The sequence below is a fragment of the Parafrankia sp. FMc2 genome (assembly GCF_041008525.1).
Classification (GTDB): domain Bacteria; phylum Actinomycetota; class Actinomycetes; order Frankiales; family Frankiaceae; genus Parafrankia.
Genome location: NZ_JBFLUG010000018.1, coordinates 1 through 24,317, shown reverse-complemented (window position 1 = coordinate 24,317; position 24,317 = coordinate 1). Strand labels below are relative to the sequence as shown.

The 24,317-nt window shown below is 72.0% G+C and carries 21 protein-coding genes and 1 riboswitch; of the genes, 10 read left to right on the top strand and 11 right to left on the bottom strand.

Going from position 1 to position 24,317, the window contains the following annotated elements; genetic code table 11:
• Positions 1-164: 164 nt before the first annotated feature.
• Complete coding sequence (locus tag AB1460_RS09275) at positions 165-551, bottom strand: ArsR/SmtB family transcription factor (RefSeq protein ID WP_018639574.1); 387 nt, start codon at positions 549-551, stop codon at positions 165-167.
• Positions 552-603: 52 nt separating this feature from the next.
• On the bottom strand, positions 604-1,785 hold the full coding sequence (locus tag AB1460_RS09270; protein ID WP_368960335.1) for a hypothetical protein: 1,182 nt from the start codon (positions 1,783-1,785) through the stop codon (positions 604-606).
• A 254-nt stretch (positions 1,786-2,039) separates the two neighbouring features.
• Positions 2,040-2,196: riboswitch (cobalamin riboswitch) on the bottom strand.
• Between the two features lie 212 nt (positions 2,197-2,408).
• On the opposite strand from AB1460_RS09270, the gene AB1460_RS09265 reads away from it, so the two are divergent.
• Entirely contained in the window at positions 2,409-3,119 is a 711-nt protein-coding gene (locus tag AB1460_RS09265; RefSeq protein ID WP_368960334.1) for an alpha/beta fold hydrolase, read from the top strand.
• A gap of 84 nt (positions 3,120-3,203) precedes the next feature.
• Here the strand turns inward: AB1460_RS09265 and AB1460_RS09260 are convergent, their stop codons facing one another.
• The 5 genes from AB1460_RS09260 to kdpF are packed head-to-tail and all read right to left on the bottom strand — an operon-like array spanning position 3,204 to position 9,435.
• Positions 3,204-4,349, bottom strand: a complete 1,146-nt coding sequence (locus AB1460_RS09260; RefSeq protein ID WP_368960332.1) for a CaiB/BaiF CoA transferase family protein — start codon at positions 4,347-4,349, stop codon at positions 3,204-3,206.
• A gap of 47 nt (positions 4,350-4,396) precedes the next feature.
• Entirely contained in the window at positions 4,397-5,293 is an 897-nt protein-coding gene (locus AB1460_RS09255) for a potassium-transporting ATPase subunit C (RefSeq protein ID WP_368960331.1), read from the bottom strand.
• Between the two features lie 3 nt (positions 5,294-5,296).
• On the bottom strand, positions 5,297-7,633 hold the full coding sequence (gene kdpB / locus AB1460_RS09250) for a potassium-transporting ATPase subunit KdpB (protein ID WP_368960330.1): 2,337 nt from the start codon (positions 7,631-7,633) through the stop codon (positions 5,297-5,299).
• A 3-nt stretch (positions 7,634-7,636) separates the two neighbouring features.
• The gene (gene kdpA / locus AB1460_RS09245) at positions 7,637-9,346 is read right to left on the bottom strand and encodes a potassium-transporting ATPase subunit KdpA (protein WP_368960328.1); all 1,710 of its coding nucleotides are present in this window, start codon (positions 9,344-9,346) and stop codon (positions 7,637-7,639) included.
• Complete coding sequence (gene kdpF, locus AB1460_RS09240; protein WP_368960326.1) at positions 9,346-9,435, bottom strand: K(+)-transporting ATPase subunit F; 90 nt, start codon at positions 9,433-9,435, stop codon at positions 9,346-9,348. The genes kdpA and kdpF overlap by 1 nt, the downstream gene beginning before the upstream one ends.
• 310 nt (positions 9,436-9,745) lie before the next feature.
• Between kdpF and AB1460_RS09235 the strand changes: the two genes are divergently transcribed.
• On the top strand, positions 9,746-12,361 hold the full coding sequence (locus tag AB1460_RS09235; protein WP_368960325.1) for a sensor histidine kinase: 2,616 nt from the start codon (positions 9,746-9,748) through the stop codon (positions 12,359-12,361).
• 169 nt (positions 12,362-12,530) lie between these two features.
• Positions 12,531-12,899 (top strand): hypothetical protein, encoded by a 369-nt coding sequence (locus tag AB1460_RS09230; RefSeq protein ID WP_368960324.1) that lies wholly within the window; start codon positions 12,531-12,533, stop codon positions 12,897-12,899.
• A gap of 82 nt (positions 12,900-12,981) precedes the next feature.
• Here AB1460_RS09230 and AB1460_RS09225 read toward each other — a convergent pair whose 3' ends face one another.
• The 3 genes from AB1460_RS09225 to AB1460_RS09210 form a co-directional block, all read right to left on the bottom strand.
• A complete protein-coding gene (locus AB1460_RS09225; protein WP_368960323.1) occupies positions 12,982-13,401 on the bottom strand; it encodes a CBS domain-containing protein in 420 nt (139 codons plus the stop codon).
• 272 nt (positions 13,402-13,673) lie between these two features.
• On the bottom strand, positions 13,674-13,799 hold the full coding sequence (locus AB1460_RS09220) for a hypothetical protein (protein ID WP_368960411.1): 126 nt from the start codon (positions 13,797-13,799) through the stop codon (positions 13,674-13,676).
• Positions 13,800-14,000: 201 nt separating this feature from the next.
• Positions 14,001-15,683 (bottom strand): ATP-binding SpoIIE family protein phosphatase, encoded by a 1,683-nt coding sequence (locus tag AB1460_RS09210; RefSeq protein ID WP_368960321.1) that lies wholly within the window; start codon positions 15,681-15,683, stop codon positions 14,001-14,003.
• A gap of 281 nt (positions 15,684-15,964) precedes the next feature.
• Here AB1460_RS09210 and AB1460_RS09205 point away from each other — a divergent pair, with 281 nt between their 5' ends.
• The 3 genes from AB1460_RS09205 to AB1460_RS09195 are packed head-to-tail and all read left to right on the top strand — an operon-like array spanning position 15,965 to position 18,900.
• Positions 15,965-18,331: a phosphoketolase gene (locus tag AB1460_RS09205; protein WP_368960320.1), complete on the top strand. Its 2,367-nt coding sequence runs from the start codon at positions 15,965-15,967 to the stop codon at positions 18,329-18,331.
• Entirely contained in the window at positions 18,328-18,570 is a 243-nt protein-coding gene (locus tag AB1460_RS09200; protein WP_368960319.1) for a hypothetical protein, read from the top strand. The genes AB1460_RS09205 and AB1460_RS09200 overlap by 4 nt, the downstream gene beginning before the upstream one ends.
• 39 nt (positions 18,571-18,609) lie before the next feature.
• Complete coding sequence (locus tag AB1460_RS09195; protein WP_420497226.1) at positions 18,610-18,900, top strand: hypothetical protein; 291 nt, start codon at positions 18,610-18,612, stop codon at positions 18,898-18,900.
• A gap of 149 nt (positions 18,901-19,049) precedes the next feature.
• On the opposite strand, the gene AB1460_RS09190 is transcribed toward AB1460_RS09195, so the two are convergent.
• Positions 19,050-19,535: a hypothetical protein gene (locus AB1460_RS09190; protein WP_368960318.1), complete on the bottom strand. Its 486-nt coding sequence runs from the start codon at positions 19,533-19,535 to the stop codon at positions 19,050-19,052.
• 339 nt (positions 19,536-19,874) lie between these two features.
• Between AB1460_RS09190 and AB1460_RS09185 the strand changes: the two genes are divergently transcribed.
• The 4 genes from AB1460_RS09185 to hrpB form a co-directional block, all read left to right on the top strand.
• A complete protein-coding gene (locus AB1460_RS09185) occupies positions 19,875-20,144 on the top strand; it encodes a hypothetical protein (protein WP_368960316.1) in 270 nt (89 codons plus the stop codon).
• Between the two features lie 177 nt (positions 20,145-20,321).
• Positions 20,322-20,837, top strand: coding sequence for a GNAT family N-acetyltransferase (locus AB1460_RS09180; protein ID WP_368960315.1), 516 nt, complete (start codon positions 20,322-20,324; stop codon positions 20,835-20,837).
• Positions 20,838-20,842: 5 nt separating this feature from the next.
• Positions 20,843-21,550: a phosphate signaling complex PhoU family protein gene (locus tag AB1460_RS09175; protein WP_368960314.1), complete on the top strand. Its 708-nt coding sequence runs from the start codon at positions 20,843-20,845 to the stop codon at positions 21,548-21,550.
• A 108-nt stretch (positions 21,551-21,658) separates the two neighbouring features.
• The coding region (gene hrpB / locus AB1460_RS09170) for an ATP-dependent helicase HrpB (RefSeq protein WP_368960312.1) at positions 21,659-24,317 on the top strand (2,659 nt) is incomplete at its 3' end.

The following is a 24,317-nucleotide window of genomic DNA, read 5'->3' as shown; positions in this document are numbered from 1 at the left end:
GGCCCCCCACCTGCACGTCAATGCGGATACGCAAACAACAGGGCCGGTGTGAACTTCACGATTCGCCCACGACAGGTGCCCCCCGACATGTGTAGCGGCACGGCAGGCCACACGCATGATCTACTTACGTTCAGTCACCCCGACTGGCACGGCTCAGGCCAGGTTCAGCGGGCGTGCGCCGCGGGACCGTGATGCAGCACCGGCTCGGGGCGTACCCGGGTCAGCAGATCGCCGACGACGGGATCGACGAGCCGGTAACGGATCACTCGCCCGTCCCGCTCGGCGACGACGGCCTGCTGGTGGCGCAGCAGCCGCAGCGCCTGCGAGACCGCCGCGTCGTTCATGCCGACCGCGGCGGCCAGGTCGGAGACCGAGATCGGGCCGGCGTAGTGGATGGCCAGCAGAATCGCCAGCCGGCCCGGTTCGCCGAGCATGGCGAAGACGCCGGCCCAGCGGGCGACGTCGGCCCGGTCGCCGATCGCGGCCACCGCGTCGCACGCCCGATCGCCGTCGATGAGCCGGTGCTGGGCCCGGGCGTCCAACCGGTGCATGGGGCGATTCTCGCACCCGCACCACCGACCGGACACCCGCCCTACGGCTCTCTCACCCTGGGACAGCCAGCCGCCTGGTCTCGGCCGCGTCGATCTCGGCGGCGACGTTCTCCCGGCCGTCGCGCAGCGCCCGGCCGAGCAGGACGACCTCGTCGATCTTCTGCCGTGCGAAGGCCATCCGGTCGACCGGCGGCGGGTCGAGCGACGTCTCCCCCTCATGATCGAGCTGGACGTGCAGCGGCGAGCAGCAGGTGGTGACCACCAGGTCGCCTACAAGACCGAGCAGCGAAGCGCAGGTGGACAGCGCACCAGGCAGATCAGCGCGCCGCCCGTCGTGGCCGTTCACCACCCCGGCGAACAGTGTCCTGTCTCCCAGGCCGCCCACCCGCGCCAGCGCCGCCGTGTTGCCCGGCCCTCCTACGAAGTCCAGGCCGACCCCGTCCACGGGGGCGTCGCGCAGGACGGGCAGGGCCTCTCCGACCTCCCCGAAACAGGTGGAGACCAGCAGTCTGGGCCGGGCGGGGAGCGTGCCGAGCCATCGATAGGCACGTCCGAGCGCGACCAGCTCCTCCTGGCCCAGATCCCCGGTGAGCGCCGGTTCGTCGAGCTGGACCCAGTCCGCACCCGCCGCCGCGAGCCGGCCGAGCAGCTCGGCGTAGCACTCCACGAGACCGTCGAGAAGGTCCAACGGGCGGAAGCCGTCCGGCGCGCCGGCGGACGCCTTCGCCAGCAGCAGGAACGTGAGCGGGCCGACCAGCACGGGCCGGGTCACCACCCCCAGCGCGGCCGCCTCCCGAAACTCCCGCAGCGGCTTGTCGTCGACCAGCATCAACCGGGTCGACGGCCCGAGCTCGGGCACCAGATGGTGGTAGTTCGGGTCGGAGCAGGTGGTCGTCTCCAGCGGCGCCACCCCGGCAGCACCCCGGGCCATCGCGAAGTAGACGTCCAGCGGCCCGGCGAGCGGATCGAACGAGCGCGCAACGGCACGGAATCGGTCCGGCACCGCATCACACATCACCGCGACGTCAAGAACCTGGTCGTGGAACGAGAACGTGTTGGACGGCACCGTGTCCAGCCCGGCGTCGGCGAGCTCCCGCCAGATCTCCGCCCGCATCCGCCGCGCCATCCAGAGCAGCTCCTCCGCACCAAGCCGCCCGGCTCGGTAGGCCCCGGTCAGGGTCTCCAGCTCCCGCGCCGGCCCGGTGCGGGGGTACCCGGCGACCGTCGTGCTCACCACGGGAACACCGCCTGAACCACCTGACGGGGACGAACGGTGAGGTCGGCCATGAGTTTCCTTCCCTCGGGAAACACACCAGTGGCCGTGACCGGGAAACGGGAAGGACGGCAGAACGCCGGGCGCGAGGAGCACCGGGAGACACCGGCAGGTGATCGACACCGGCAGGTGACGCCGTACCCCGCACGCCCGGCCCGGCGACCCGCCCACGCGGTCACGGACCATCACGCGCCGGCGGCGCGCGAGCGGCGGGCAGGTCTTCGGACTCGCGGGCACCCACCGGCCAACGGGGACCGGTGAACCTACTGGCCATCGCTTCCCAGGCGGAGACAGTCCACCCAGTGCGTGGTGACGGCGTTCGTTCCCACATACCGCTGCGGGGCAGTCCCGGATTCGCACCGGGTTCCCTCTCACGACGCCCCTCCACCGCCGCCACCGCGAGCCCGGTGAACGGGCTTGACGGCACGCCGGCAGCAGGAGCGAACCAACCGCGTCACGCATCGTACGACCGCGGCCCGCCGGAGTCGTGCTCATCCGGCAACCCCGTGCAGCAGCAATGCACAAATCGTCAACTACCGGGTGGTGTACTCGGGCCCACACTCAAGTCCAGGGAGCAGAAGAGCATGTCACTGCCGACCGTCGTCCTCGTCCACGGCGCTTTCGCCGACGCGTCAAGTTTTGCCCGCGTGGTTCCCGAGCTGCTCGCCGATGGTCTCAAGGTGGTGGTGCCTGCCGTGCCGAACCGCTCGCTCGGCGGCGACGCCGAGTACATCGGGTCGGTCCTCGCGGCCATCGAGGGTCCCGTTCTCCTGGTCGGCCACTCGTACGGCTGTGCGGTGATCACCGTGGCGGGTGTCGCGGAGAACGTCGAGGGCCTGGTCTATCTCGCCGGATTCGTCCCCGAGGAGGGCGAATCCCTCGGTGAGCTCCAGGGCCGCTTTCCCGACCCAGACCTGGCCGGGTCGCTGGTCGCGACGCCCTTCCCGGATGGCGTCGATCTCTCGGTCGACATTGAGAGGTTCCCGGCGGTCTTCGCCCATGACGTCGACCCGGCCGTCACCGCGGTGCTCGCCGTGTCGCAGCGGCCGTTGTCCGCGGTCGCGTTCGGGGAGAACGCGTCCGCTGCCGCCTGGCGGACCAGGCCGGCCTGGGGCATCGTCGCCACCTCGGACCACGCCATCAATCCGGAGGTCCAGTACTTCGGTTACCGGCGGGCGGGGGTCGACATGCTCGAGGTGGACTCGTCCCACCTGGTGATGTTCTCCCGGCCGGCCGCAGTAGCCGATCTGATCAGGACGGCTGTCAAAGCGGTGTCCGCGGCCCGCGCGTCCTGAGCGGGACCTCCAGGACTACCTGGCCCGGGGACGGGTCTGCTGAGAGCGCGTGGCCGGGCCGACGTCAGGTCTGCCCTGTGGACGTCAGATGATGCCGTCAGCCCGCAGCCGGGCCAGCTCCTCGTCGCTGACCCCGGCCGCGCGAAGCACGTCGTCGGTGTCGCCACCCAGCACCGGCGGTCCGGCCGGCGGCAATGCGGCGGGCGGCGGTGCGGCCGGCGGCCGTCGCCCTTCGTCGTCGCCGAAGCGGAACGGTGCCGCGGGGACCAGCGTCCCCGCGACGTCCACGAGCGCGCCGCGGGCTGCGGCGTGCGGGTCGTCCACCAGATCCGGCCCCTCGTTCACCGCCCCGATCGTCGCCTCGGGATCCGAGGCGACCCAGGCCGCCGCCGGCCTCGTCACGAACACCTTCTCGAACCGCTCCGCCATCGCCACCTGCTCGTCCGCACCGGCCCGCAACCGTTCGACCAGGTCCTCGGCACCGAGCACCCGGCACAGCGCCTGCCAGGTCCGGGGCTCCGCGGCGGCGACCGTCACCCACCGGCCGTCGGCGCACCGGTAGAGCCGGCGGCCCGCCGCCCAGCCCATGCCGGACTCGGTGCCCGAGAACCGGCCCGGCATACCGGACAACATCCAGGTCGCGACGTCGTCGAGCGAGACGTCGACGAAGGAGCCGACACCGGTGTGCGCCGCCCGGGCGAGCGAGGCGGAGACGGCCATCGCCGCGACCGCTCCCGCCAGCGGCGCGGCGATCGGCGTCTGCGGCATCCACGGAAGCTGCTCCGCGATCGCGGCCAGGGCTCCAGAGTGGCCGAGGAAGGTGATCTCGTGCCCGGCGCGGCCGGCGTACGGGCCGTCGAGGCCGAACGACGACAGACTCGCCCAGACCAGCCGCGGGTTCACCTCGGCCGCCTGCGCGTACGCGAAGCCCGCCGCCTCCCGCGCACCCGGCCGAGCGCTGTCGACGACGGCGTCGGCCGAGGCGACGAGCTTGCGCAGCACCTCGATCCCAACCTCGCCTCGGGTGTCGAGCGTGACGGATCGCTTGCCGTGGTTCAGCCCGACATGGGTCGGCGAGATCCCGGTCGGGCCCCGCAACGGGTCACCGACACCCGGCGCCTCGACCTTGACCACCTCGGCCCCGAGGTCGGCGAGCAACCGTGTGCAGTAACCACCGGGGAAGGAACGAGAAAGGTCGAGGACGCGGATCCCGCGCAGGGGGAACGGCACCGGTCGAACTTATCGAGCTGTCGAGCTGTCGAGCTGTCGAGTCTGGCTCAGGGCCCCGCGGACACGCGGTCCAGATCGAGGTTCAGCGCGAGGACGTTGACGCTCGGTTCGCCGATGAAGCCCAGGGCCCGTCCGGTGGTGTTCTCGTCGACGAGGGCCGCGACCCGGTCGACGGGCAGCCCGCGCTCACGGGCGACCCGGGGAATCTGCAGCTCGGCGTAGGCCGGGCTGATGCCGGGGTCGAGGCCGCTGCCGCTGGCGGTCACGGCGTCGGCGGGCACGGCCGGGTTGTCGGGAGCGCCGCCGCGGACGACGACCCGCTCGCCGGCGGCGATGTCGTCACCGGGCTCCCGGCAGGCGACCGCGACGCCCTGGTAGGTGGCGAGGAACGGGGTGGTGGGGCAGGCCTCGTTGACGCTCACCACCCGGGTGATCGGGCCGTCGAAACCGGGGCCGGCGTGGTGGGCGGCGAGGACGGCCCCGACGCCCGAGGCGGTGCAGTACCTGCGGGCTCCGTCGACTCCTTCCCGTTCACCGATCGCCAGGCTGCGCGCGCAGACCTGGGTGAGCAGGCTCTGCCCGCTCTCGTCGTCGGGGGTGGCGGGGTCGTCGACGGTGTCGACGACGTCCTCGGGGCCGAGGTTGGACGCCGAGGTGGAGGTCGGGTCGTAGCCGTCGCCCGCGGCGGACGGCCGGCTCTGGAAGTAGGCGGGCAGCGGGTTGCCGTCGCTGTCGGTGAACGACTGGCCGATCAGGGACGAGCCGACGTGCTGCCCCCGCGCGTTGGTGACGAGGGAGCCGTCGGCCCGGTCCTTCAGGCCGGGTAGCTGGGCGACGGCGAGGATCGCGAGCGGGTATGCGACCCCTAGGACCACGGTGAGGACGAGCAGGGTGCGCAGCGCCGCGAGGTGCTGGCGCAGCCAGGACGGAAACCGTGTCGGCATGGTTCAGCCCACTCCCGGAACGAACTGGACGAGAAGATCGATGGCCTTGATACCGACGAAGGGGACGACGATCCCGCCGAGGCCGTAGAGGTAGAGGTTGCGGCTGAGCAGCTTCGAGGCGCTGGCCGGCGTGTACCGCACGCCGCGCAGCGCGAGCGGAATCAGGGCGACGATGACGAGGGCGTTGAAGATGACCGCGGAGAGGATCGCCGACTCGGGGCTGGCCAGCCGCATGACGTTGAGCGTGTCCAGGCCGGAGTAGACGCCGGCGAACATCGCCGGGATGATCGCGAAGTACTTGGCGACGTCGTTGGCGATGGAGAAGGTCGTCAGCGCCCCGCGGGTGATGAGTAGCTGCTTGCCTATTTCGACAATCTCGATCAGCTTAGTTGGGTCGCTGTCGAGGTCGACCATGTTGCCGGCCTCCTTCGCGGCCGACGTGCCGGTGTTCATCGCCACTCCGACGTCTGCCTGCGCGAGCGCGGGTGCGTCGTTGGTGCCGTCGCCGGTCATCGCGACCAGCTTGCCGTCGGCCTGCTCCCGGCGGATCAGCGCGAGCTTGTCCTCCGGGGTGGCCTCGGCGAGGAAGTCGTCGACCCCCGCCTCCTCGGCGATCGCCCTCGCGGTGAGCGGGTTGTCCCCGGTGATCATGACGGTGCGGATGCCCATCCGGCGCATGGCGTCGAACCGTTCCCGCATGCCGGACTTCACGACGTCCTTGAGCTGGATGACGCCCAGGACCCGCGCGCTCGACCCGGACGGCCCTTCGGTCACCTCACCGACGACAAGCGGGGTGCCCCCCGAGGCGGAGATGCCGTCGACGATCTCCCCCACCTGGGCCGGGACGTGGCCGCCGTTCTCCCGTACCCACCGGGTGACCGCACTCGCCGCGCCCTTGCGGACCCGCCGCACCCCCGCTCCCGCTCCCGCTCCCGCGCCGGGCTCCGCGGAGCCGGGCACCGCAGCGCCAAGCTCAACGGCACCCGGCTCCGCGGCACCGGGCTCCGGGCCGTCCGCCGGCTGGGCGGCGAGGTCGACGCCGGACATCCTGGTCTGGGCGGTGAAGTGCACGAACGTGGCGTGCCGCAGCTCGCCGGGAGTGCGTTCCCGCAGGCCGTGGCGCTCCTTCGCGAACACCACGACGGAACGCCCCTCGGGGGTCTCGTCGGCGAGCGACGAGAGCTGCGCGGCATCCGCCAGCTCGGCCTCGCTCACGTCGCCGACCGAGAGAAAGGCACTCGCCTGCCGGTTGCCCAGGGTGATGGTGCCGGTCTTGTCGAGCAGCAGGGTGTTGACGTCCCCGGCGGCCTCGACGGCCCGGCCGCTCATCGCGAGCACGTTGCGCTGGACGAGCCGGTCCATCCCGGCGATGCCGATCGCGGAGAGCAGTGCGCCGATGGTGGTCGGGATCAGGCAGACCAGCAGCGACGCCAGCACGATCCCGGTGATGCCGTCGCCGGTCAGGGTGGAGCTGTCCGGGAGCGCCGGCTGCTGCGCCTTCGCGTGGATCGCCAGTGGCTGCAGGGTGGCGACAGCCAACAGGAAGATGACGGTGAGTGCGGCCAGCAGGATGTTGAGCGCGATCTCGTTCGGGGTCTTCCGCCGGTTCGCGCCCTCGACCAGGGCGATCATCCGATCGATGAAGCTCTCCCCGGGCTGCTGGGTGATCCGCACGACGATCCGGTCGGAGAGCACCCTCGTCCCGCCGGTGACCGAGGACCGGTCGCCGCCGGACTCGCGGATCACCGGCGCCGACTCGCCGGTGATCGCTGACTCGTCGACACTGGCGATGCCCGCGACGATGTCCCCGTCACCGGGGATGAACTCCCCCGCGTCCACGACGACGAGGTCGTTCCGGGCGAGCAGCGGCGCGGGAACCTGCTCCACGGTCGCGTCCTCGACGGCCTCGACGCCCTGCCCGGCCTGACCGGCCTGACCGGGCTGCCAGCCGGTGAGCCGGCGGGCGACGGTGTCGGTCCGGGTGCGGCGCAGGGCCGCCGCCTGGGCCTTGCCACGTCCCTCGGCGACGGCCTCGGCGAGGTTCGCGAAGATCACGGTGAGCCACAGCCAGACCGTGATCAGCCAGCCGAACGTCGACGGGTCGGTGATCGCGAGAACAGCGGTGAACGCGGCGCCGACCTCGACGATCAGCATCACCGGGTTGTGCCACAGGGTGCGCGGGTCGAGCTTGCGCACGGCGCTTGGCAGGCATTTCCAGAGCTGCTTCGGGTCGAGCAGGCCGCCCCCGACCCGGCGCGGCCGGTCCGCGACAGCCTCCCGGCGGTTGCCGGGGGCGTTGCCTGGGGCGTCCGGGCGGGTGGCGATGGTGGTGGTACTCATCGGTCAGTGGATCCCTTCCGCGAGGGGCCCGAGAGCCAGCGCGGGAAAGAAGGTGAGCGCCACGATGATCAGGGTGACGCCGGCGAGCATCCCGACGAACTGAGGCCGGTGCGTCGGCAGCGTTCCGGCCGTGACGGGTACCGGTGCCTGCCGGGCGAGCGAACCCGCGAGCCCGAGCACGAAAATCATCGGGAGAAATCGGCCGAACATCATCGCCAGGCCGAGCGCGGTGTTGTACCAGGTGGTGTTCACGGTGATGCCGGCGAAGGCCGATCCGTTGTTGTTGCCCGCGGAGGTGAAGGCGTAGAGGACCTCGGACAGGCCGTGCGCGCCGGAGTTGAGCATGCCGGCCCGCTGGCCGGGCATCGCCATCGCGGTGCCGGTTCCGAGCAGCACGATGATCGGTGTGGTCAGGAAGTACAGCGACGCGAACTTCATCTCGCGCGCGCCGATCTTCTTCCCGACGTACTCCGGTGTGCGCCCGATCATCAGTCCGGCGACGAACACCGTCACCACGGCGAGGATCAGCATTCCGTACAGACCTGAGCCGACACCTCCCGGCGCGACCTCGCCCAGCATCATGTTGAACAGCAGCGAGGCACCGCCGAGGCTTGTGTAGGAGTCGTGGAAGGAGTTCACCGCGCCGGTGGATGTCAACGTGGTGGCGGTGGCGAAAAGCGCCGAGTTCGCGACACCGAAACGGGTGTCGGTGCCCTCCGTGGCGGCTCCGACGGCCTCGGGGACGGTTCCGTGGTGCGCGCCCTGGAAGGCCATGTTCACCGCGAGGCTGCCCAGCGCGATCAGCGCCATCGCCGCGACGATCGCCAGGCCCTGGCGCCTGTCCCCGACCATCCGGCCGAAGGTGCGCGGCAGCGAGAAGGCGATCATCAGCAGGAGATAGATCTCGAACAGGTTCGTCCACGCCGCCGGGTTCTCGAACGGATGCGCCGAGTTGACGTTGTAGAAGCCGCCGCCGTTGGTGCCGAGCTCCTTGATGACCTCCTGGCTGGCCACCGGCCCACCCGTGATCGCCTGCTCGCCGTCGGCCAGCGTCGTCACGAGCTGGTTGCCGTGCAGGTTCTGGACCACTCCGCCGGCGATCAGCACGACCGCGCCGACGACACAGATCGGCAGCAGGATCCGCACGATCGTCCTGGTCAGATCGACCCAGAAGTTGCCGATCTCGTCACCGGTGCCCACGACGCCGTCCATGCTGCCCGGCCCGGCCGCGACCGGCGCCCGCCGGCGCGCGAAACCGCGCACGACCGCGATAGCCACCGAGATGCCGACAGCGGCCGAGGCGAAGTTCTGCACCGCCAGGCCGGTCATCTGGGTGAGGTGCGACATCGTCGACTCACCGGAGTACGCCTGCCAGTTCGTGTTCGTCGTGAAACTCACGGCGGTGTTCCAGGCCAGCGCTGGCGAGACCCCGGAGAATCCAGGATTCCACGGCAGATGACCCTGGACCCGCTGCATCAGGTACAGAAACAGCACGGACACCGACGAGAAGGCGAGCACGCTGCGGGCGTACACCGGCCACCGCTGGCCCACGCCCGGATTCACCCCGGTCAGCCGGTAGACCGCCCGTTCCACCGGCAGGTGCTTCTCGCTCGCGTACACCCGGTACATGTGGTCACCGAACGGCCGGTACGTCACCGCCAGCGCGGCGACCAGGAGCAGGACAACCAGAACACCCGCGGTCGTGGCGGACACTAGAAACGCTCCGGAAACAGCAGGGCCGCGATCACGAAGACTCCCAGCCCGATCGCCAGGACAAGGCCGGCTATGTTCTCCGCGGTCACAGCCGCTCGACCCCCCGCAACACAAGCGCGAGCAGCGCGAAACACCCCGGTGTCAGCGCCGCGTACACCACGTCGAGCACGAGTCCTCCCTCGCCGGCAACGGAAGCAAGCCCCCCTGGACCGCCGTGAGCGGCAGGATCGGGCAGCGTCGCCAGTAAAGCTCGGTGGATCCCGGTTCTGGTGATCTCTCACAGGTTTCTAACAGCGACGCGGCACTTTCTCACGCACCACTAACGGCGATCATGAGAACCGTCGGAGGAGACGGCCGCGGGGCCTTCCAGCGGGCTGTCCCCGCCCGCACGATGGGCGGGTGACACGAGGGACCCTGCGGATCTACCTGGGCGCCGCACCGGGCGTCGGCAAGACCTACGCCGCGCTCGACGAGGCCCACCGCCGCGCCGACCGGGGCACCGACGTCGTCATCGGTTTCGTCGAGACCCACGGCCGGCCACGCACCGCCGCCATGCTCGACGGCCTGGAGATCATCCCCCGGCAGATCCTCGAGCACCGGGGCGGATCGTTCACCGAGATGGACCTTGACGCCGTCCTCGCCCGACATCCCGAGGTCGCCTTCGTCGACGAGCTGGCGCACACCAACGTCCCGGGCAGCCGTCACACCAAGCGTTGGCTCGACGTCCAGGAACTGCTCGCCGCCGGCATCGACGTCATCTCCACCGTCAACGTCCAGCACCTGGAGTCGCTCAACGATGTCGTCGAGACCATCACCGGCGTCCCGCAGCGGGAGACCGTCCCCGACGACGTCGTCCGCCGCGCCGACCAGGTCGAACTCGTCGACATGGCCCCCGAGGCACTACGCCGCCGGATGGCCCACGGCAACGTCTACGGGCCCGAGAAGGTGGACGCCGCCCTGGCCAACTACTTCCGCGTCGGCAACCTCACCGCGCTGCGCGAACTCGCCCTGCTCTGGCTCGCCGGCAAGGTCGACGACCAGCTCGACCGCTACCGCGCCGACCACGGCATCGGCGGCACCTGGGAGACCCGCGAACGGGTCGTCGTGGCGCTCACCGGCGGGCCCGAGGGCGACACGCTGATCCGCCGCGCCAGCCGCATCGCCGCCCGCAGCAAGGGCGCCGACCTGCTCGCGGTCCACGTCGCCCGCTCCGACGGCCTGACCGGCGCGGACCCGTCCGCTCTCGCCCGGCAGCGCGCCCTGGTCGAGAGCCTTGGCGGCAGCTACCACCAGGTGATCGGCGACCACGTCCCCACCGCGCTCCTCGACTTCGCCCGGGCCGAGAACGCCACCCAGCTCGTGCTCGGCGCCAGCAGGCGCGGCCGGTTCGCCCGCAGCCTCAGCCCCGGCATCGGCACGACCACGACCAGCAGGTCCGGCTCCATCGACGTCCACATGGTCACCCATTCCGAGGCGTGGGGACACCGGCGGACCCCGGCGGGTGGCGAGGAGGAGCGGGCGCACCGGCCCGGCCGGAACGGCTGGCGGCTCGCCCGACGCCGTCCCCGCGCCCGCGCCCGAACCGCGGCGCTGGAGCCACGCCGGCGCATCCTCGCCACGGTGCTCACGCTCGCGCTCGTCCCGGCGCTCACCGCCGGCCTCACCGCCAGCCGGGGCACGTTCAACCTGACCACGGAGATGCTCGGCTACCTGCTGATCACGGTCATCGTGGCGCTCGTCGGCGGGTTCGGGCCCGCGCTGCTCTGCGCCGTCACCAGCTCGCTGCTGCTCAACTACTACTTCACCGCCCCGGTCAACGACTGGACCGTCGCGGACGGCGACAACGCGCTGGCGCTGCTCGGCTTCGTCCTGGTCGCCGGCCTGGTCAGCCGGGTCGTGTCCATCTCCGCCCGGCGTTACGGGCAGGCCGTGCGCGCCTCCGCCGAGGCCGCCACCCTCTCCATGCTCGCCGGCAGCGTGCTGCGCGGCGAGGACGCCCTGCCCGCCCTCCTCGGCCGTGCCCAGGAGACCTTCGGGATGACCTCGGTGACGCTGCTCGAACGTGTCGGCGACAAGCAGCCCACCGCCGACTGGCATCCGGTGATGACCGTCGGCACCGATCTGTCGGCGACGGGGGGCTCCCCCACCGGCGACCGGGTCGACGACCGGCTCCACGACCGGGTCGACATTCCCGTGCGCGACAACCTGTGCCTCTCGCTCACCGGGCGGTCGCTGCCCGCCGCGGACCGGCGGATCCTCACCGCGTTCGCCGCCCAGGCGGCTGTCGCCCTCGACCAGCACCGGCTGCGCGAGGCAGCCGCCGAGGCCGCCCCGATCGCCGAGGCGGACAAGGTCCGCACCGCGCTGCTCACCGCCGTCAGCCACGACCTGCGCACCCCGCTCGCCGCGGCCAAGGTCGCTGTCAGCGGCCTCCGCGAACCGGGCATCACCCTCACCGAGGACGAACGGGCCGAACTGCTCACCGCCGCCGACGAGTCCCTGGACAAGCTCACCCACCTGGTCGAGAACCTGCTCGACATGTCCCGCCTGCAGGCAGGTGTCCTCAGCGTCTTCCCGCGCCCCGTCGGGCTCGACGACATCGTCCAGCCCGCCCTCGACGAGATCGGCCCACCGGCCAGCCGGATCGATGTGCGGGTACCCGAGGACCTGCCCACCGTCACGGCCGACCCGACGCTGCTCCAACGGGTCATCGTCAACCTCGTCAGCAACGCCCTGCGGCACGGGCCCGCCGAAACCCCGCCGACCATCACCGCCAGCGCTTTGGGGGGCCGCGTCGAACTGCGCGTCATCGACCGTGGACCCGGCATCCCCGCCGCCCGGCACGAGGACGTCTTCCAGCCGTTCCAGCGTCTCGGCGACCGGGACAACACCACCGGGGTCGGGCTGGGCCTGGCCCTGTCCCGGGGTCTCGCCGAGGCCATGGGCGGCACCCTCACCCCCGACGAGACACCCGGCGGCGGCCTGACCATGGTGCTGTCCCTGCCCGCGGCGTGACGGGCGGGCCATCCGTGACGAGCGCGCCATCAAGGTGACATCGCCCGATTTGAGGCTGTCGGCCCGGCAGGGCACTGGATGACGGCCAGACCACGGGAGCGCGGTGTTTTCGCGGCAGACCTGGGAAAGGCCACCCGAAGGATCTGGACACGGACCGCAAGGAGGCTGGATGTCCGTCACGCCCTTCGGGGATCTCCCACTGGCCGACCGCGCACGCGCCTGGAACGGCACCGAGGCCGAAAAGCGGGTCCGGCGCTGGGCGCACGCGCAGGACGCCCCCAACGGCAAGTACCGCGAGGCGCACGTCTGGTACGACCAGGAGAAGAAGGACGAGTTCACCGGCTACAAGCTGCTCATCGCCGACGTGATCGACGGCGAGCTGACGGCCGTTCCTCGCGGGGTGATGGCCGCGGCCGCGGTCATGCAGGGCTCCCGCGGTGGTGTGGACCTGCCGGAGAACGACATCACCCGGGTCAGGAACCATCTCGCCAAGTACTACCGGAAGATGGGCGACGACGCTCCCTGGGAAAGGCAGTAACCGGCCCCTGGGCAGGGCAGCAGTCGGCGCGGTTTCCTGGGCCGGCGGGGCCTGTCGCGGTCCCGCCGGCCCAGAATCGGGGTCAGTCGTTTCCGACGGCGGCGCTGATCTGCCCGAGCGCGGAGTCCTCGTCCCGCTCGATCGCCAGATCGCCGATGCTGAGAACGCCGACCAGCTGGCCTTTCTCCACCACCGGCAGCCGCCGGACGGCATTGGCCCGTATCAGTTGGACTGCCTGGTCGATACTGGTATCCGGGGCGACAGTCGTGAGGTCACGGCTGTACACGTCACGGGCCGGCGTCCCGGCGGGGTCGAGGCCTTCGGCGACCACCCGCAGCGCGATGTCGCGGTCGGTGAGAATACCGTCCACGCGCCCCTGGTCGAGCACGATGACGTTGCCCGCATCGGCTCCCCGCATCCGACGTGCCGCCTCGATCACCGGCTGATCGGCCTCGATCGTCACGGGGTCGCGGGTCATGATCTCAGCCACGGTCGTAGCCATGAGAGCCCTCCTGGTCGGTGGGAAACAGATCGATCGCGGTCATGCCCCTCGACTCAGAGACAAACCACGCCCCGGCGTTCGCGTGGCCGCCCTCCAACGGGATGGACAGAGCGGTGGTCGGTCCTTCCCACGAGGGGTGGGGCTCGGCTGTGAGTCACGCTCGTGCGGCCGCCCCGACACGCTCGCCGACGCCCGCCCACGACCCTCCGGCCCGCTCCTGCACGGCTACACCCGGGTCCGGGACTGGTCACTCCCTTCCCGGAGGGGAGTGGTCACTCCCCGAGAAGCTGCATGACGAGGACCGATCCGGTGGGGTCGTCCGCGCCCAGAGCCAGCGGGGTGGCGTTCACCCGGACCTTCACCGCACGCCCACGCCGGTTGACCGCCTCCAGTTCCACGTCCGCGCCTGAGCGGCCGGAGGCACCGCCTGGGCAGTCGGGAGGAGACGCTCCAGCGGCAGGCCGATGTCGAGGGCGAGCAGGTGCTGGCCGATCGCCTCGTCTGCAGAACAACCAGCACCGTGGCCTGCAGGTCCGCCGGCAGGCCGCCGACAAACGCGCGTGGTGCTTCGACTCCACCCGCCGAAGCTCCCACGACGATCAGATTCCGGTGGGCCACGGCCTACTCCGTTGCCGTGATGGCGGGGCGGTCGGTGTCTGTCGCATCGGCGTCTGCGCGTCGTCGGCGTCACCTCGATCAGGAAGGGCCAGTTCGGCCCAGACGATTTTACTGGTCGGGAGCGTGCGTTCCCCCCACCGGGAACTGATCTCGGCGACGATACGGAGACCGCGGCCGCTTTCGGCGTCACTGGCCGGCCGCGCTTCACGCGGCGGCCGCAGATTGCCGTCGGAGACCTGGATCACGAGTCGGTGCGCGTTTCTGCGCATGTCCAGCCGAATAGGGGGATCTCCGTGCACGATCGCGTTGGCGACGAGTTCTCCCACCGCGAGGAGCGCGTCCTGCGCGACATCGGCCGGAACCCGCCACCGGTCCAGCACCCGCCGGGCATGGCCACGGGCGTGTCCGGCCGCCTGCGGCAGGTGCGGGATGACGATGCTGGTGCGCCGGGTGCCCAGGACGGACACCGGGCGACGGGGAACTCGCAGCAGCAGCAGCGCCACGTCGTCGTCGTAACCCCCGGCCGGGCTGAGCGAGTCCAGAATCCGGTCGGCCAGCTCCTCGAGATCATCCGTGTGGCACGGTGTCCGGCGCAGTTGTTCGATCCCCTGGTCGATGTCGCGGAGACGGTCCTCGACCAGGCCGTCGGTGTACAGCACCAGAACCGAACCGGGCTGGATGGGAACCTCGTGCTGCGTGGCGCCGCCATAGCCGACACCGAGCGGAGGGCTGCCAGGCCCGGCGAGTAGCCGCGCGGTGCCGTCCGGCTCCAGCATGACCGGGGGCAGGTGGCCGGCACTGCTGTAGACGAGAACCTCGTCACCCGGGTCGTACACGGCATAAACGCAGGTCACGATACGACTGTCGGCAGGACCGGCACCGGCCTGCAGGTCGTCGACGAGCCGGTCGAGCAGCCGGAGCACCTCCGCGGGCGAGAGATCAAGATGCTGGAGGCTGCGGACCGCGGCGCGGAGCTGGCCCATCAGCGCGGCAGCTGCCATGCCTTGGCCCATCACGTCGCCGATCACCACGGCCACCCGACCGGCGCCCAGGTTGAGCACGTCGTACCAGTCGCCCCCGACCTCCGCCCCGAGGGTGCCCGCCTGGTAGCGGACAGCAACGTCAAGGTCGTCCGCCACCGGCCGACGCGGCGGCAGCAGACTTCGCTGCAACGTCAGGGAAAAGCCGCGGTGCTGGTGCTCGCTCTCCCGCAGCCGGGCCTGCCCCTGTTCGAGGGCGAGCCGGGCGGAGACGCTCTCGGTCGTGTCCACGGCCATCACCAGCACGCTGACCGCGTCGTCGTCCGTCAACGGGGAGCAGGCGACCGTCAGGAAGAGCTGCCGGGGACCACCGGCGGCGTCACGGCCCAGCACCGGCGTCTCCGCGCACAGCTGTGGCTCCCCGGTGCGCTGCACCAGGTCGACCATCTCGACGACGCGTTGCCAGGGCACCGCGAGGCCCGGCCAGGGGTTGTCGGTGAGGGTCACGCGCCGCCCCTGGTCGCCCGCCGGGAACGTCCGGCGGAAGGCGTCGTTGGCGAAGGCCACCCCATGATGTGGCGCCGTCACGACTGCGACGATCGTCGCTTCCCCCCCGAGCGTCTCGCCGGGCGGCGCCGAGGACAGGGCACCCAGCCCACCACCAGGCGGGAAGATCATTCTCATGGCCTCTTCTCACGGCTCCGGGTAGAAGTTCCGCACCTCGCCCTCATGCCCAGGGTGTCCCGTCATACGCAGGAGCAGAGATCAACAGATGCAGGGCGGGTGTGTCCCGGGTTCGCCGAGGGGCTGCCGACGGGTTGCCGAGGGGTTGCCGAGGGGTTTTGGTACCGACCAGCCGCGCATGACAGGGCAGAACCAGCGGATCGAGGAGGTGCCATGTCCTTCGGCAGACGCGGGCGTGCGGCACACCGCAGCGCCAGCTGGCAACGAAGGGTCGTTCGGTCGTGAGGAACTCGGACTCACCCACCGCGGTGCGCCGATACCGGCGTGCCGCTGACTTCGCCGCGGCCGCGATGATCTTCCTGCAGGACAACGTGCTGCTGCGTGAGCCGCTCAGGGTCGAGCACCTCAAACCGCGCCTGCTCGGCCACTGGGGTACCTGCCCCGGCATCACCCTCGTTTACGCCGGGCTCAACGGGCTGATCCGGCGCACGGGCCACCGGACGCTGCTGGTGACCGGGCCTGGCCACGGCGCACCGGCCAACCATGCCAGCCTCTGGCTGGAGGGCACGCATGCCGAGCTCGATCCGGGCCTGAGCCGTGACGAGGCCGGGTTGACCGAACTGGTGCGCCGGTTCTCCTGGCCGGGCGGCTTCCCCAGCCACCTCTCGCCCGCCGTTCCCGGCGTGATCCACGAGGGCGGGGAGCTGGGGTACGCCCTCTCGACCGCCTTCGGCGCCGCGCTGGACCGACCGGACCTCCTCGTCGCGTGCCTGGTCGGGGACGGCGAGGCCGAGACCGGCCCGACGGCGGCGGCCTGGCACGGCAACAAGTACCTCGACCCGGTCACCGGCGGCGCGGTGCTGCCGATCCTGCACGACAACGGCTACAAGATCTCCTCACCGACGCAGACGGGATCGATGAGCGACGAGGAGCTGTGCGCGCTCTACCGCGGCCACGGCTGGGTACCGCGGATCGTCGACGTGCGCGGCGACTACTTCGACCCCGAGTTCGACGCCGACGCACGGGTGGACGCGGCGCTGTGCGACGCCTGGCAGCGGATCCGCGCCATCCAGGACCAGGCTCGCGCCGGCCGCCGACCGGAGCACCCGGCGTGGCCCATGCTGGTCCTGCGCAGCCGCAAGGGATGGGGACTGCCCTCCGAGGTCGGCGGTCAGGCCCTGGAGGGCACGTTCAACGCCCACCAGGTGCCACTCGAAGGCGTCCACGACGACCCGCGACAGCTCGCCGCACTTGAGGCCTGGCTGCGGTCCTACCGCCCGCAGGAACTGTTCGATGCCGACGGCAGCCCGGCCGACGACATCCTGGCCTGCTGCCCGACGGGTGACCGCCGCCTCGGCGCGGTCGCGGAGGCCAACGGCGGCCAGCTCCGACGCGATCTGCCGCTGCCGGCGCTGGACCGCTTCGCGGTCGCGGTACCCCGGCCCGGCCAGGGCCGCGTCGGAGCGACGCCGACGCTGGGGCCGTGGCTGGCGGAGCTGATGCGCGCCACCGAACACTCCCGCGACTTCCGGATCATGTGCCCGGACGAGCTGGACTCCAACAAGCTCGACGCTGTCCTCGACGCCACCGGGCGGGCGTGGCAGTGGCCCGTGGCGGGCTACGCCGAACACCTCGATCCCTCCGGGCGGGTGATGGAGGTGCTCTCCGAGCACAACTGCCAGGGCTGGCTCCAGGGCTATCTGCTCACCGGCCGGCACGGCCTCTTCCCCTGCTACGAGGCATTCGTCTCCATCGTGGACAGCATGGTCAACCAGTACGCCAAGTTCCTGAAGATGGCGGGCGAGGTGCCCTGGCGGGCACCGGTCGCCTCGCTGAACTACCTGCTCACCAGCGAAGGGTGGCGGCAGGAGCACAACGGCTACAGCCACCAGGGTCCCGGGTTCATCAACAACATCCTGACCAAGAAGGCCGACGCGGCCCGGGTCTACCTCCCCCCGGACGCCAACAGCCTGCTGGTCACCATGGCCCACTGCCTGGCCTCCACCGACCGCATCAACGTGGTCGTCGCCGGCAAGAACCCCAGCCCCCCGTGGCTGAGCCTCGACCAGGCCCGCGCGCACTGCCGCGCCGGTGCCGCCGCGTGGGCCTGGGCCGGCAGCGACCGCGGCGGACCGCCGGACGTGGTCCTCGCCTGCGCCGGCAACGTCCCCACCGTCGAGACGCTGGCGGCGGCGTGGATGCTGCGCCGCGACCTCCCCGGCCTGCGGGTTCGGGTCACCAACGTCGTCGACCTCCTCGCCCTGCCCCCACCCGACCAGCATCCGCACGGGCTGTCCGACGACGAGTTCACGGCCTGCTTCGGAGCCGACGACGTACCGGTCATCTTCGACTTCCACGGCTACCCGTCGGCGGTCCACGAGTGCCTCCACCGCCGCCCGAACGCGAGCCGCTTCCATGTCAGGGGCTATGTCGAGGAAGGCACCACGACCACGCCCTACGAGCTGCTGGCCAGCAACGGCGTCACCCGGCACGACGTGGCCATCGCCGCGCTGCAACACGCGGCGGGGTCGTCCGACCGCCGGGACGAACTGGCCGGCCGCTACGCCCGCGAACGCGACGGCATCCGCGCCGACCTGCGCCGGACAGGTCAGGACCCCGACTGGATCTCGAACTGGGAGTGGACATGACGTCGCCCTCCTGGGAGCAGGATCCCGGCACGGTGGTCCTGACCGTGAACGCCGGGTCGCACAGCCTCAAGCTCGCCGTCGTCGACGAGGGAGCCGGGCCAGCCAATCTCGACATCAGCGAGCAGGCCGACATCGACACCGCCCCCGACAGCGACGAGGCGGGCAGGGCACTCGCCGACTTCCTCGACCGTGCCCGACGTGCCCCACGTGGCCTGTCTGGACACCGTCTTCCATCGTGACCTGCCCGAAGCGGTGCCGCCGCCGCGCTCGCGCTCGCGGTGTTCTGCCTGCGCGCCGCGCAGGAGATCGCCGCCGCCGCGACCAGCCTCGACCACCTCGACGCCATCGTGTTCAGCGGCGAGATAGGCGCCGACCAGCCCGAAGTCCGCGCAGCGATCACCTCCCGGCTCGCCGTCCTCGGCGCCCAGCCCGGACTCGACCCCGTGCAGGACCAGGACCGCGTGCTCAGCACCACCGGAACCCCGATCCTGCTGATCCACCCCGACGAGCAGCGGCAGATCGCCCGCGAGGTCCACCGCGTGCTCGCCGACCGGCGGCTCGGTGGCTGACCGACCAGCCCGAGCATCACCGACAGCAGCAGGCGTCGGCGACGCTCCCACGCATCCCCGACGCCGTCGAGTGATCCCGGCCCGCGACACGTCTGACGACGCGAACATGCCCTCCCCCGGCGTTTTCCAACGGCGGGTTCGCGGCACATTCAACCGCTGTCCGTTCGGTCTCGGGTGTCGCGGTCGCTGCGCGTGGCCTCGCGATCAATTTCGGCCTGTTCGCGCGATGCCCGCCGGTCATTGTCGCCCAGAGCGGCTTCGGCACGGTCCAGCCGCTGCCGGGAGCGTGCCAGCGCGGCGCGGGCGAGCTCCAGGGTCTCCGCGCCGCCGGCAGTGTGCCCACTCACGGCGACACGCAGCTCGCGGGTCCGCTCGTCCAGGAGCCGTTGGCGTTCCGTGAGCCAGCGCTCCCGGGTATCGGCGAGCCCATCGCGCTCGTCGGCACTTCGTTCCCGCTGGTCAGCGGCGCGCTCGCGGTCCTCGGCCAGACGATCCCGGCCGTCCGCCGCCCGATCACGCCTGTCGGCCTCGTGCTCCCGCGCGGTAAGCCGGCGCTCCCGTTCGACGGCGGCGTGTGCACTGCCGTCCGTCGTCCGCCCGGGCGGGCGTCGTGGACCCTCAGCGCCGTCGGTCACGGCCACCTCCAGCCCTGTACATGATCTGCACGGATCGGCCCCTGCGTCCACGCTAGCTGCTCGGGCCACGAAGCTCATATGTCGCGGCAGGCTGAAGCAACATAACCGGATACTGCCGCGACGACGGACAGCGTTGGCTGGCGGCGGCGAGGATTCCTGCGGCGTGCGAACTGGGAAGTCGAACCTGGTTCGTCCTTTCCTGGAGGTGCAGCCCGCGGTGTCCTGGGAACGGTGATCTCGAAGCGGGTGGAACGTCCATGCCTGCCCGGCCATCCAGCTGGGTGACGACGATGACCGGAGGTGCACGTCGCGGTCAGGAGGAGGGAAGACCGGCACGCCGTGGCGGCCATCGGGGATCACCGGGCGAAGCAGGATGCCGGTCTCGCCCGGCAGTTCGCGGCACGACCGGAGGCGGCCCGGGCCGCCAGGGCGCATCGCCGGGGAAACGCGGGATCCTGGCTCGCCGTCGCCCTGATCATTGTCGGATTCGTACTGGGCGCGCTCGCGCTGCCGACCCACTCGATCATTCTGTGGATCATGGCGGGCACAGCCCTGGTCGCCGGCGGCATCCTGGCACTGAGATTCAAAATCATGGAGCAGACCTACTAGCACCCGGTTCACTGTCGAAGAACGGAGAAATGATCATTCATGGTGACGGCTGATCAGAGGGATGGTTCCCCGCCCGTTTCCGCCGCCACAGGCTGGGCCATCCGCAGGGCCCTACCAGCGGATGCCGAGACAATCGCTCCCGTCCACGCCGACAGTTGGCGGCGCACGTATCGGGGCATGATGAGCGACGCCTACCTCGACGGGGACGTGGTCAGCGAGCGCCTCTCGGCCTGGCGCCAGCGCATGACGGCCCCCCGCGGGGACCAGCGGGTGTGGATCGCCTCCACAGCGGCGGGCCTCCTGGGATTCATCTGCGTCTTCGCGGACGAGGACCCGCGTCGGGGGGTCTACGTGGAGAACCTGCACGTGCGTCACGACGCGCAGGGCAGTGGGCTGGGCACGACCCTGTTGCAGACCGCCGCCGCGTGGACGAATGCGGAACAGCCCCGACAAGGGCTGTGGCTGTGGGTGATGGAGGCCAATCATTCCGCCCGGCGGTTCTACCAGCGCCTGGGAGGCGTCGAGACCGACCGGACCATGCTCAGGGACCCCGCGGGCGGATCGGCGCCGAACCTCCGCTGCTGTTGGTCGGACGTGCGGCCGATCCTCGACAAGGTCCACCCACGCGAACCCCGGCCTGGGCATTGTCCACAGCCAAGCGAGGGCGTGGAAGGGCATGTTCGGGGAAACTGACCGACATGGATGTCCCCAGCCCGCATCGGTTCGCCTACACCGAGGCCTTGGAGCGGATCCGCGTGGTGCTCAGCGAGCTGGCCAGCGAGACCCGCCAGATGGTGACCGACGCGACCACCGCCGTGGCCGGTCCCTCAGCCGGCCGCACCGACACCGCCCCCATCCACGCCGCGGCGAAGCGAATCCGTGACCGATCCGACGCCCTCGACGACGACCTGGTCATGTTGCTGGCTCTGGAAGCCCCGGTGGCCGGGGACCTTCGCCTGATTCTGGGTGCCCTTCGGATCGCCGCGGCGATCGAACGGATGGCGGGGCTGGCCAATCACATCGCCGCCGTCGCCGACCGGCGCGCCCCGGCCCCCGCCCTGCCTGCGCCGCTGCATCCCACCATCACCCGTCTCGGCGAGCTGTGCGCCCACCTCGTCACCCAGCTCGTCACCGCCATCAACAGCCAGGACCCGACCGCCCCCCAGCGCGTCGAGGACGCCGACGACCCGATCGACGAGACGCACCGGTCGCTCCTCTCCGCCGTGACCAGCCCCGACTGGCCCCACGGCATCGAAGCCGCCATCGACCTGGCCCTGCTCTCCCGCTTCTACGAAAGGTTCGGCGACCAGGCGGTCACCGCCGCCCGCCAGCTCGCCCGTATCGACAACCCCACGGCGGACGTCCCCTCCTCCACACCCGCGTTCGGACGCGCACCCGCCACCTGATCGGGCGAACTGATCCGCTTCGGTCGCCGTGCGGCCATCCGCCGCGCGGCCATCCACAGCCCGGGGCAGCACCGCCCCCCGCCACGTTGATCCGAGGACACTGGGCGCATGTTGCCCGACCTCACGGTCGCCGGGGCGGACCTGCCCGTCCGGGCCGCCCTGCCGGCGCTCGTCGCCGTGCTGACCGCCCGCGACCAGCACGGGCCGAGCGATGCCGGGGTTGGCGGGGCCGGCGGGGCCGCGGTGCTGGTCGCCCCGCCCGGCACGGGCAAGACGACGCTCGTCCCGCTCGCGCTCGCCGACCACGTCCCCGGCCGGGTACTGGTCGTCGAACCCCGGCGGATCGCCGTCCGCGCCGCGGCCCGCCGGATGGCCAGCCTCGCCGGCGGGAGCGCGGGGGGTGGTGCCGGGGCTGGTGCAGACCCCGCGGGTCGCGGCGAGGTGGGTGGCGCGGTCGGCTACACGATCCGCGGCGAGCGCCGGGCGGGGCCGTCCACCAGGGTCGAGGTGGTCACGACGGGAGTGCTCGTCCGGCGGCTGCAACGCGACCCCGAACTGCCCGGTACCGACGCGGTCATCCTCGACGAGTGCCACGAGCGCCACCTCGACGCCGACCTGGCGCTCGCGTTCCTGCTCGACGTCCGCGCCGCGCTGCGCCCCGACCTGCTCCTGCTCGCCGCCTCCGCGACAGCCGACACCCGGCTGCTGGCTGCGATGCTCGGCTCGCCCGGCCAGCCCGCGCCGGTCATCGGGACGGACGCCTCGATGTACGACGTCGAGGTGGTCTGGGCACCCCCACCAGGGGCGATCGCCCCGGCGCACGGCCTGCGGGTCGACCCGAAGCTGCTCGACCACGTCGCCGCGACCGTCGGGCGCGCGCTGCGGGAGACGCCCGGTGATGTGCTCGTCTTCCTGCCCGGGGCCGGTGAGATCGCCGCCGTCGCCGGCCGTCTCGCCGGGCATCGGGACGCGGTCGACGTGCTCACCCTGCACGGCCGCCAGACCGGCGGGGCCCAGGATGCGGTGCTGAGCGCCGGCCCGCGGCGCCGGGTCGTGCTGGCTACCGCGGTCGCGGAGAGCAGCCTCACGGTGCCCGGTGTGCGGGTCGTCGTCGACGCCGGTCTGGCCCGCTCCCCGCGGATGGACCACGCCCGCGGGCTGGGCTCGCTGGTCACCGTGCGGGTGTCGCGGTCGTCCGCCGGGCAGCGCGCGGGCCGGGCCGGCCGGGAGGCGCCGGGCCGGGTGTACCGCTGCTGGTCCGCCGCCGAGCACGACCGGCTGCCCGCCCAGCCGGAACCGGAGATCGCCGTCGCCGACCTCACCGCCTTCGCCCTGGAGCTGGCGGCCTGGGGCCATCCCGGCGGCGTGGGCCTGCCGCTGCTCAGCGAGCCTCCCGCCGGCGCGATGGAGGCCGCCGGAGTCTCGCTGCGGGCCCTCGGCGCCGTCGACGACGCCGGCCGGGTCACCCCACGGGGACGTTCGATCGCCCAGGTCGGGGCCCATCCTCGGCTCGCGCGGGCGCTGCTCGACGGCACCCGGGCCGTCGGCGCCCGCCGGGCGGCGGAGGTCGTGGCGATGCTCTCCGGGGACGGCCCGGTGGGCGGTCCCTCCGACGACCTCGTCGCCGGGTGGCGCCGCCTGCGCGACGGCACCGACCGGGCCGCGTCCGCTCGCTGGCGGGAGGAGGCCCGCCGGCTGCGCGCGGCCGCGGAAGCGGCACCCACTGAACCCGCTGAACCCGGTGAACCCGGCAGATCTGCCAGGCCCGCGGCGCGGGGGACCGGTGGGATGACCGACGATCTTGCGGCGGGGCTGGTGGTCGGCCTCGCCTTCCCCGAGCGGCTCGCGCGGGCTCGCGACGCCGGCAGCTCGAACTATCTGATGGCGGGCGGGACCGGTGCCGAGATCGCCGCGGGCTCGGCGTTGACCGGGGCGGAATGGCTCGCCATCGCGGTCGCCGACCGCGGGCCCGGCCGGACCTCCGCACGCGTGCGCCTCGCCGTCACCCTCGACGCTGCCACCGCGCGGGAGGCGGGCGCGGCGCTGCTGCGCACCGAGGACGAGGTCGCCTGGTCCGGTGGCGACATCATCGCCCGCCGTCTCGAGCGCCTCGGCGCGATCATCCTCGCCGAACGCCCGGCGGCCAGGCCCGACCCGTCCCTGCTGCGGGCCGCGGTGCTCGACGGGCTGCGTGACGCGGGGCTCTCCGTGCTGCGCTGGAGCGCCGACACGCTCGCCCTGCGCGACCGGCTCGCGTTCTGCCACCGGCTGCTCGGTGCCCCCTGGCCCGACGTCACCGACGCCGCCCTGCTGGACTCCGCCCCCGACTGGCTCGGCCCGGACCTCGACGGTGCGCGACGCCGCGCCGACCTCGGGCGCATCGACGCCGGCCGCGCGCTGTGCCGGCTCCTGCCCTGGCCACAGGCCACCCGCCTGGACGAGCTGGCGCCCGAGCGGGTGGCGGTGCCGAGCGGCTCCCGGGTACGCCTCGACTACAGCGGCACCAGCGGCGCGGCCGGCCCCGTGCTGGCCGTGAAGATCGCCGAGGTGTTCGGGTGGGAGCGGGTACCCGTCGTCGCCGACGGCCGCGCGCCGCTGGTGCTCCATCTGTTGTCGCCTGCGGGCCGCCCGGTGGCGGTGACAAGCGACCTGGCGTCGTTCTGGCGTACCGGCTACCCGCAGGTCCGCGCGGAGCTGCGCGGCCGCTACCCCCGCCACCCCTGGCCGGTGGTTGTCCCCCTGGCGGCCTGGCTGGGCGGTCTGGTCG

Bases quoted from the DNA above. Each gene is read 5' to 3' on its own strand.
- AB1460_RS09275 (WP_018639574.1), bottom strand. From the start codon at position 551: ATGCACCGGTTGGACGCCCGGGCCCAGCACCGGCTCATCGACGGCGAT.
- AB1460_RS09265 (WP_368960334.1), top strand. From the start codon at position 2,409: ATGTCACTGCCGACCGTCGTCCTCGTCCACGGCGCTTTCGCCGACGCG.
- AB1460_RS09255 (WP_368960331.1), bottom strand. From the start codon at position 5,293: ATGCCGACACGGTTTCCGTCCTGGCTGCGCCAGCACCTCGCGGCGCTG.
- kdpB (WP_368960330.1), bottom strand. From the start codon at position 7,633: ATGAGTACCACCACCATCGCCACCCGCCCGGACGCCCCAGGCAACGCC.
- AB1460_RS09230 (WP_368960324.1), top strand. From the start codon at position 12,531: ATGTCCGTCACGCCCTTCGGGGATCTCCCACTGGCCGACCGCGCACGC.
- AB1460_RS09225 (WP_368960323.1), bottom strand. From the start codon at position 13,401: ATGGCTACGACCGTGGCTGAGATCATGACCCGCGACCCCGTGACGATC.
- AB1460_RS09210 (WP_368960321.1), bottom strand. From the start codon at position 15,683: ATGAGAATGATCTTCCCGCCTGGTGGTGGGCTGGGTGCCCTGTCCTCG.
- AB1460_RS09200 (WP_368960319.1), top strand. From the start codon at position 18,328: ATGACGTCGCCCTCCTGGGAGCAGGATCCCGGCACGGTGGTCCTGACC.
- AB1460_RS09180 (WP_368960315.1), top strand. From the start codon at position 20,322: ATGATGAGCGACGCCTACCTCGACGGGGACGTGGTCAGCGAGCGCCTC.
- AB1460_RS09175 (WP_368960314.1), top strand. From the start codon at position 20,843: ATGGATGTCCCCAGCCCGCATCGGTTCGCCTACACCGAGGCCTTGGAG.